The sequence below is a fragment of the Nocardiopsis sp. CC223A genome (assembly GCF_030766825.1).
Lineage (GTDB): Bacteria > Actinomycetota > Actinomycetes > Streptosporangiales > Streptosporangiaceae > Nocardiopsis.
The window spans coordinates 24,653-31,572 of the sequence record NZ_JASFDV010000082.1; the positions used below are offsets into that span (position 1 = coordinate 24,653).

A 6,920-nucleotide genomic window follows, 5' to 3' on the forward strand; every position below is an offset into this window, starting at 1 on the left:
GCGGCCAGGTGGTGACCTCTTCTCTTCGCATGATCAGGGCATGCAGAAAACCTCCGTGCGGCTGCTGAAGCTGCTCTCACTCCTCCAGGTCCGCCGGGACTGGCCCGGGCCGCTGCTGGCCGAGCGGTTGGACGTCAGCCCGCGCACCGTGCGCCGCGACGTCGACCGGCTGCGCGAGCTCGGCTACCCCGTCGCGACCGTCAAGGGACCCGGCGGCGGCTACCGGCTGGACGCGGGCGCCGAGCCGCCCCCGCCGCTGTTCGACGACGGGCAGGCGGTCGCCCTGGCCGTGGCACTGCGCCTGGCCGCCGCCACCGCCACCGGCCCCGACGCGGCCGAGGACGCGACGCGCGCCCTGCACACCGTCCGCCGGCTCGTGCCCGCACGGCTGCGCCACCGGATCGACACCCTGGACGTCGCGGCCGCCGAAACCCCCCGGTCCCGGCCGCCGGTCGGCGGCGGCGTCCTCGCGGCGCTGGGCTCCGCCGTGCACGCCCGTGAGGTGCTGCGCTTCGACTACGCCGCGCCGGACCGGGACAGGGGCGAAGACCCCCTCGGTCCCCCGCCGCGACGGGTGGAGCCCCATCGCCTGGTGGCCCGGGGAGGGCGCTGGTACCTGCTGGCCTGGGACCTGGACCGCGGCGGCTGGCGCACCTTCCGCGCGGACCGCATCACCCCGCGCCCGCCCACCGGGCCCCGGTTCACCCCGCGCGAGCCGCCGGGCGGGGACGCCGGGGCGTTCGTCGCCGCCCGGTTCCGGGGCGCCGACGGGCCGGGCGGCCCGCCCTGCCGCGGCGAGGTGGTCCTGGACCTGCCCGCCGCCGCGGTGATCCCGTACGTCGACGACGGCACCGTCGAGGAACTCGGGCCGGACCGGTGCCGGCTCGCCCTGCACTCGTGGTCGTGGACGGCCCTGGCCGCGGCGGTCGGCCGGTTCGGCGCCGGGTTCGAGGTCGTCGGACCGGACGGGCTCGCGGACGCCTGTGCCCGACTGGCCGACCGCTACGCGGCGGCCGGCCGCCGGAGCACGGGCGGCCTTGCCCCGCTCCCAGTAACCTCTTAATGTGGTTACATGACCGGCGCACCGGCCACGGGACAGTGGCTCGACTCCCGCGACGGGCAGCGCTGGTGGTTCGACTCCGGCGCTCTCGCGTTCGACTTCGCCTACACCGGCGGGTTCGACGGCCCGCCCGAGTGGGAGCACTGGCACGGCCCGAAGGACGTGGAGCGGTGGTGGCGGGAGCGGTTCGACGCGGAGGTGGCGGTCGACGGGGCCGCGTACCGCAGCGCACGCGAACTGCGCCGGGCGATCGCCCGCGCCGCCATGGCGGCCTCCCAGGGGCTGCCGGTCGCGGAGGACGACGCCGCCGTGATCGACCGGTGGGCCGCGATGCCCGACCTGCCGCCGCAGCTCGGCACACCCGTGGCCCCCACCTCCGACCGGCTCCTCGCCGTCATCGGGCGCGACGCGGTGGCCGCGCTCGGCCGCCCCGAACGGGTCCGCGCCTGCTCCGCCGACGACTGCGGGCTCGTCTACCTGGACACCTCGCGCGCGGGTTCGCGCACCTGGTGCTCGATGCGCCGGTGCGGGAACCGGCACAAGATCCGCCGACTGCGCGCACGCCGCGCGGCCGAACACACCAAGGAGAACTGAGATGTCGAGCCTCACCCACCTCAACCCCGCCGCGCTGCACACCAACCCCGCGTTCTGCCAGGGGGTGCGGGTCGACGGCGGGTCCCTGGTCGTGGTCGGCGGGCAGAACGGGACCGACGCCACCGGCGCGGTCGTCTCCGACGACCTGGGCGAGCAGACGGCCCAGGCGTTCCGCAACGTGCTCGCGGTGCTCGCCGAGGCGGGGGCCGACCAGAGCCACGTGGCCAAGCTGACCGTCCACTTGAAGGCCGGCGGCGACGTGACCGCCGGGTACCGGGCCGCCGGCGAGGTGTGGGGGCCGCACCCGACCGCGATCACCGTGCTCCAGGTGGCGGGGTTCGCCCGCCCCGACGTCCTCGTGGAGATCGACGCCCTCGCCGTGGCTCCCTGACCGAGAGAGGAGAGGGGGCGCGGCCCGTCATCGCCGGCCGCGCCCCGCGGGCTACCTCCCGGAGTGGTCGATGACGTTGCCGTTGGAGCAGTTGTCGATGTGGTCACCGAGGTATTCGCTGAGGATGGGAACCACCGCGAGCTCCTGGTGGCAGACCACCGCGGCGGTGAAGTTCCAGTTGTCGGCGGCGTTCACCCCGCCACCGAAATCCGAGTCGTGGTCGGCGTGCGCGGGCGCGGCGAATCCCAGGGCGCCGAGCGCGATGAGGGTGATCATGAGGGTCTTCTTCATGCGGTCTCTCCGTGATCGGATCGAACAGGTTCGACTACAGAGAGTAACAGTCGGTGGCCTCGTGTCGGTGCGGCCGGGGATGATGGGCGCCACAGACCGAACCCGGAGGACACGATGGCGATCGAGAGCGAACACCGGACCTCGGACTCACCGCACGTGGCGTGCGTCTGGCGGGGGCGGGCGTCGGGGACCGGCACCATGACCTCGATCGCGACGTCCACCTGGGAACTCGTGTTCTGGGAGGACCAAGGCGTGATGCACGCGGCCGTGCGCGGGCCCGAGACCGCGGCGTCGACCGTTGAGCTCGCGGGCGACTCGGAGTCGCTGGGCATCGCGTTCACGCACGGGACCGTGCTGCCGCACCTGCCGCGGCTGGTCGACACCGCCGCGGAGAGCCCCCGTGTCACGGAACGCACGTTCGTGCTGGGCGGCCGGGAGTGGGGGATCCCGGGCTTCGACGACGCCGAGGCCCTGGTGGCGCGGCTGGCGCGGGCGGGCGTGATCTCCCGCGACCCCCTCGTGGACGAGGTGGTGTGGGGCGGGATCGCCCGGGTGGGGTCCCGGTCGGTGCAGCGGCGCGTCGCGGCCGCCACCGGGCTCACCCAGGGGGCGATCCGGCAGATCGAACGCGCCCGGGAGGCGGCCCTGCTGCTCGGCGGGGGCGCCACACCGCTGGACGTGGTGCACCGGCTGGGGTACTACGACCAGCCGCACCTGGCCCGCTCGCTCCGGCGGTTCATCGGGCGGACGGCCACCCGGCTGCAACAGGGGCCGGGGACCATGTCGCTTCTGTACAAGACCGAGCCCCCGGGCGGTTCCTAGTCTGGCGTCGACGCGGTGGACCACCACCGCGGACGACAGAAGGGATCGGACATGTCCGAGGGAACGGCCGCCTCCGCCGACGGCACCGCCATCGCGTACAGCGCGTGGGGGGAGGGCGATCCGATCATCATCGTCGGCGGGGCGACCGCGCACCGCGCGACGACCCCGGAGAACGCGGAGATCGGGGCACTGCTCGCCGACGGCTTCCGGGTGATCGACTACGACCGGCGCGGCCGGGGCGACAGCGGCGACACCGCGCCGTACGCGGTGGAGCGGGAGTTCGAGGACCTGGCGGCGGTGATCGCCCAGGCCGGCGGCGGGCGGCCCGCAACGGTGTTCGGCTGGTCCTCGGGCGGGCACCTGGCGCTCAACGCGGCGCAGGCGGGTGTGCCCATCGCGCGGCTGGTGCTGTTCGAGCCGCCGGTGGTCACCGACGGCTCACGGCCGCCACTGCCCGCCGACTACGTCGAACGCCTCGACGCGGCCGTGGCCGCGGGGCGGCCGGGGGACGCGGTGGAGCTGTTCATGACGGCGGCCGCGGGGATGCCCGCGGAGTTCCTCGGCGACATGCGGGGGAGCGACTTCTGGCCGGGGCTGGAGGCCGTCGCGCACACCATCGCCTACGACGGCCGCAACGTCGGCGACACCATGTCCGGCCGGCCGCTGCGCGCCGACCTGTGGGACGGGGTCGACGTCCCCGTCCTGGTCCTGCACGGCGACGCGACCTGGCCCTATCTGGCCGCGGGCGCGCGTGCGGTCGCCGCACACCTGCCCACCGCGACACTCCGGGTGGTGCCCGGCGAGAACCACAGCGCCGCCCCCGAGGTGCTCGCCCCCGTCCTGCGGAGCTTCGCCGAGAAGGAGAACTGACATGGGACGCGTCGTGGTGACCGAGTTCGTTTCCCTGGACGGCGTCGCCGAGGCGCCGGGCGGCGAGGACTTCAGGTACCCGAACTGGAGCTTCGAGGTGGACCGGGGCGACGGGGAGAAGTTCAAGGAAGAGGAGGCTCTCAACGCGTCGGCGCTGCTGCTGGGGCGCACCACCTACGAGGGCTTCGCGTCCGCCTGGCCGAACTACGACGGCACGCTCGCGGACAAGTACAACGGGATGCCCAAGTACGTCGTCTCGAACACCCTCACCGCCCCGGAGTGGACCAACACGACGGTGCTCTCGGGGGACCTGGCCACGAACGTGACGGCGCTGAAGTCCACCGTGGACGGCGAGATCTCCGTCCCGGGCAGCCTCGCCCTGGTGCGGAGCCTCATCGAACACGATCTCGTGGACGAGATCCGCCTCATGACCTTCCCGGTCCTGCTGGGCCACGGCCGCAGGCTGTTCGGCGACACCACCGGCAAGACCTCGTGGAGGCTCGCCGAGGCGACGACCTACGGGGAGGGCGTGCTGGTGACGGTCCACCGCCGCGCCCACTGATCCGCACGGGCGCGGCGGGACCTCACCCCTGCGTGGGCAGGGTGAGGATCCGGGCCCCGTCCTCGGTGATGGCGACCGTGTGCTCGCTGTGCGCGGTCCGGCAGCCCGTCGCGCTCCGCAGCGTCCAGCCGTCGGCGTCGGTGACGAGCCGCGCCGTGTCCTGCATGACCCACGGCTCCAGGGCGAGCATCAGACCGGGGCGCAGCTTGTACCCGGTGCCGCGCCGCCCGGTGTTCGGAACGTGCGGGTCCTGGTGCATCGTCGACCCGATGCCGTGGCCGCCGAACTCGGTGTTGATCGGGTACCCGGCCTCTTTCAGCACCGAGCCGATCGCGTGGGAGATGTCGCCGACCCGGGCCCCGGGCCCGGCGGCGGCGATCCCGGCGTCCAACGCGCGCTCGGTCGCCTCGATCATCGCGACGCTCTCCGCCGGCCGGGCGTCGCCCACGATGAAGCTGATCGCCGCGTCCGCGGCGACGCCGTCCAGCGACACGGCGAGGTCCAGCGACAGCAGGTCGCCGTCGGCGAGAACGCGATCATGCGGCCGCCCGTGCAGCACGGCGTCGTTGACACCCGTGCAGATGTAGTGCCCGAACGGCCCACGCCCGAACGAAGGCGCGTAGTCGACGTAACAGGACTGCGCCCCGGCCTCCAGGATCATGTCCCTGGCCCACCGATCGATGTCCAGCAGGTTGGTGCCGACCTCGCTCCTGCTCCTCAGCGTCCGCAGGATGTCCGCCACCAGGGCGCCCGTGTCTTTCGCCCGGGCCAGCTCGCCGGGGTGCAGGATCTCGATCATGGGGCGCCTTCCTCGCGTCTCCAATAACTATACCGGCCATACTATACCGCCTCACCCGCCGGAGCGCCCCGTCCCGTCTCACCCCACGGCCACAAGAGCGATGAGGAGTGCGAACGCGGCGGCCGACGAGCCGGTACGGACGAGGTTCCAGCCGCTCCAGTTCCGCCTGAAGTCCCGGTACAGGGTCTCCAGCTCCGCGGAGCCCACGGTGTCGAGGTCGATGTCCCGGACCCGGTTGTTGAACGGCAGGATGGTGGCGAGGGTCGGCCACCAGCACCCCACGTTGTAGAAGGCGGCCGCGGCCACCGCCAGCGCCCGGCCCGCGGGCGTGACGTGCGGCCACCCCAGGACGGCCGTGGCGACCGTCAGGATCGACGTGCCGAAGAGCACCGCGCCGAACGCCGGCTGCCAGTCGACCGACGTCGTCGTCGGCTGGAGCCTTCGATCGATCGCCTGGAACCCCCGCAGGGCCAGGCGGTGCTCGGCGTTGACCAGCCCCGGGATGATCAGAACCGTGAAGGTGAAGAACAGGCCCGCCGCGAGACCGGCGCCGAACAACGTGATGACGAGTACGACCTGGTAGACCATGTGATCATCTCCTGGGAGGTCAGACGGGCTCGGAGTCTTCCGAGAACTCCGACCTCCAGTCCACCGCCTCCCACGGATCCGATCCATATTCCGTGGCCGCGTCTCCATGTCCGTACGTCCACGAAGGTCCGCCAGCCCGCCGTCAAGCGGATCCGCGGTCGGCATCGCGCCGACGTTCGTCCCGCCGCCGGACCAGCTCCTCGACCGCGGTGGGCAGGGTGGTCTCGAAGTCGATGAGCTTCGCCCAGGTCGGGGTGATGACGATCCGCACCATGCCGTCGTAGAGCGAGCGGATCTCGGCCTCCCACTCGACGCGCTGTTCGGCCGTCATCTCGTAGGTGCCGTTCGCCTGGAGGTACTCGTCCGGGATGCCGTCGACATCGTCCAGTTCGGCGCGCCCGCGGACGAGCAGGATCCTGGGCGGGTGGGACTCGGTGTCGATGGTCAGGGCGACCATCGGGTTCACCCGCAGTGAGCGCAGCTTCGGGGCGTTCCTCGTGGTGCACAGGACGATCTCGGAGCCGTTCCAGGTGAACGCGATCGGAATGCTGCGCGGTGTGCCGTCCACAGCGACGTAGGCCAGACGAGTGAGATCGCGGGCCAGCAACTCCCGGCTGATCGGTCGGTCCAGGATCTCGGCGATCTCGCTCGGTCGCATGACGGCCACCCTTTCGTCGGTGTTTCCACTCCTACCCCTGGGACGAAGCCACCCGACCGTTCTCGACATCGGAGATCCGCAACACGGCGAGGACGCCGCCGGGGGCGCAGCCCGCACCACGACGTAAAAGCGACCACCCGCACACGGCCCCGACACCCACGACCCCCGTCACAGGAGGTCGGCCCCGCGGGCGGGGTCTCCCCCCGGCAAGCACGAAGGACGACCCCGCGAGCGCGTCCAACGCGCGAGCAGAGTCGTCCCGAGCCCGTGGACCCTGGGCAACCC

General features: G+C 72.8%; 10 protein-coding genes. 6 read left to right on the forward strand and 4 right to left on the reverse strand.

Annotation, left to right across the window (positions count from 1 at the left end):
• The first annotated feature begins 40 nt into the window (after positions 1–40).
• From QJS33_RS25430 to QJS33_RS25440, 3 genes are read left to right on the forward strand one after another with little or no spacing between them, the layout of a single operon-like run.
• Positions 41–1,063, forward strand: a complete 1,023-nt coding sequence (locus QJS33_RS25430) for a YafY family protein (protein ID WP_306370597.1) — start codon at positions 41–43, stop codon at positions 1,061–1,063.
• A gap of 9 nt (positions 1,064–1,072) precedes the next feature.
• Positions 1,073–1,654, forward strand: coding sequence for a CGNR zinc finger domain-containing protein (locus QJS33_RS25435; protein WP_306370598.1), 582 nt, complete (start codon positions 1,073–1,075; stop codon positions 1,652–1,654).
• Position 1,655: 1 nt separating this feature from the next.
• Positions 1,656–2,045 carry a RidA family protein gene (locus QJS33_RS25440; RefSeq protein WP_306370599.1) on the forward strand — a complete coding sequence of 130 codons (390 nt, stop codon included), beginning with the start codon at positions 1,656–1,658 and terminating at the stop codon, positions 2,043–2,045.
• A gap of 51 nt (positions 2,046–2,096) precedes the next feature.
• On the opposite strand, the gene QJS33_RS25445 is transcribed toward QJS33_RS25440, so the two are convergent.
• On the reverse strand, positions 2,097–2,336 hold the full coding sequence (locus QJS33_RS25445; RefSeq protein ID WP_306370600.1) for a hypothetical protein: 240 nt from the start codon (positions 2,334–2,336) through the stop codon (positions 2,097–2,099).
• A gap of 114 nt (positions 2,337–2,450) precedes the next feature.
• Here QJS33_RS25445 and QJS33_RS25450 point away from each other — a divergent pair, with 114 nt between their 5' ends.
• The 3 genes from QJS33_RS25450 to QJS33_RS25460 are packed head-to-tail and all read left to right on the forward strand — an operon-like array spanning position 2,451 to position 4,590.
• Positions 2,451–3,158 carry a helix-turn-helix domain-containing protein gene (locus QJS33_RS25450; RefSeq protein ID WP_306370601.1) on the forward strand — a complete coding sequence of 236 codons (708 nt, stop codon included), beginning with the start codon at positions 2,451–2,453 and terminating at the stop codon, positions 3,156–3,158.
• A gap of 51 nt (positions 3,159–3,209) precedes the next feature.
• Positions 3,210–4,028, forward strand: coding sequence for an alpha/beta fold hydrolase (locus QJS33_RS25455; protein ID WP_306370602.1), 819 nt, complete (start codon positions 3,210–3,212; stop codon positions 4,026–4,028).
• Position 4,029: 1 nt separating this feature from the next.
• The gene (locus QJS33_RS25460) at positions 4,030–4,590 is read left to right on the forward strand and encodes a dihydrofolate reductase family protein (protein WP_306370603.1); all 561 of its coding nucleotides are present in this window, start codon (positions 4,030–4,032) and stop codon (positions 4,588–4,590) included.
• Between the two features lie 22 nt (positions 4,591–4,612).
• On the opposite strand, the gene map is transcribed toward QJS33_RS25460, so the two are convergent.
• The 3 genes from map to QJS33_RS25475 form a co-directional block, all read right to left on the reverse strand.
• Positions 4,613–5,389, reverse strand: a complete 777-nt coding sequence (gene map / locus QJS33_RS25465; RefSeq protein ID WP_306370604.1) for a type I methionyl aminopeptidase — start codon at positions 5,387–5,389, stop codon at positions 4,613–4,615.
• 78 nt (positions 5,390–5,467) lie between these two features.
• The gene (locus tag QJS33_RS25470) at positions 5,468–5,977 is read right to left on the reverse strand and encodes a DUF1772 domain-containing protein (RefSeq protein WP_306370605.1); all 510 of its coding nucleotides are present in this window, start codon (positions 5,975–5,977) and stop codon (positions 5,468–5,470) included.
• A gap of 142 nt (positions 5,978–6,119) precedes the next feature.
• Positions 6,120–6,635: a pyridoxamine 5'-phosphate oxidase family protein gene (locus QJS33_RS25475; RefSeq protein WP_306370606.1), complete on the reverse strand. Its 516-nt coding sequence runs from the start codon at positions 6,633–6,635 to the stop codon at positions 6,120–6,122.
• Positions 6,636–6,920: the final 285 nt, after the last annotated feature.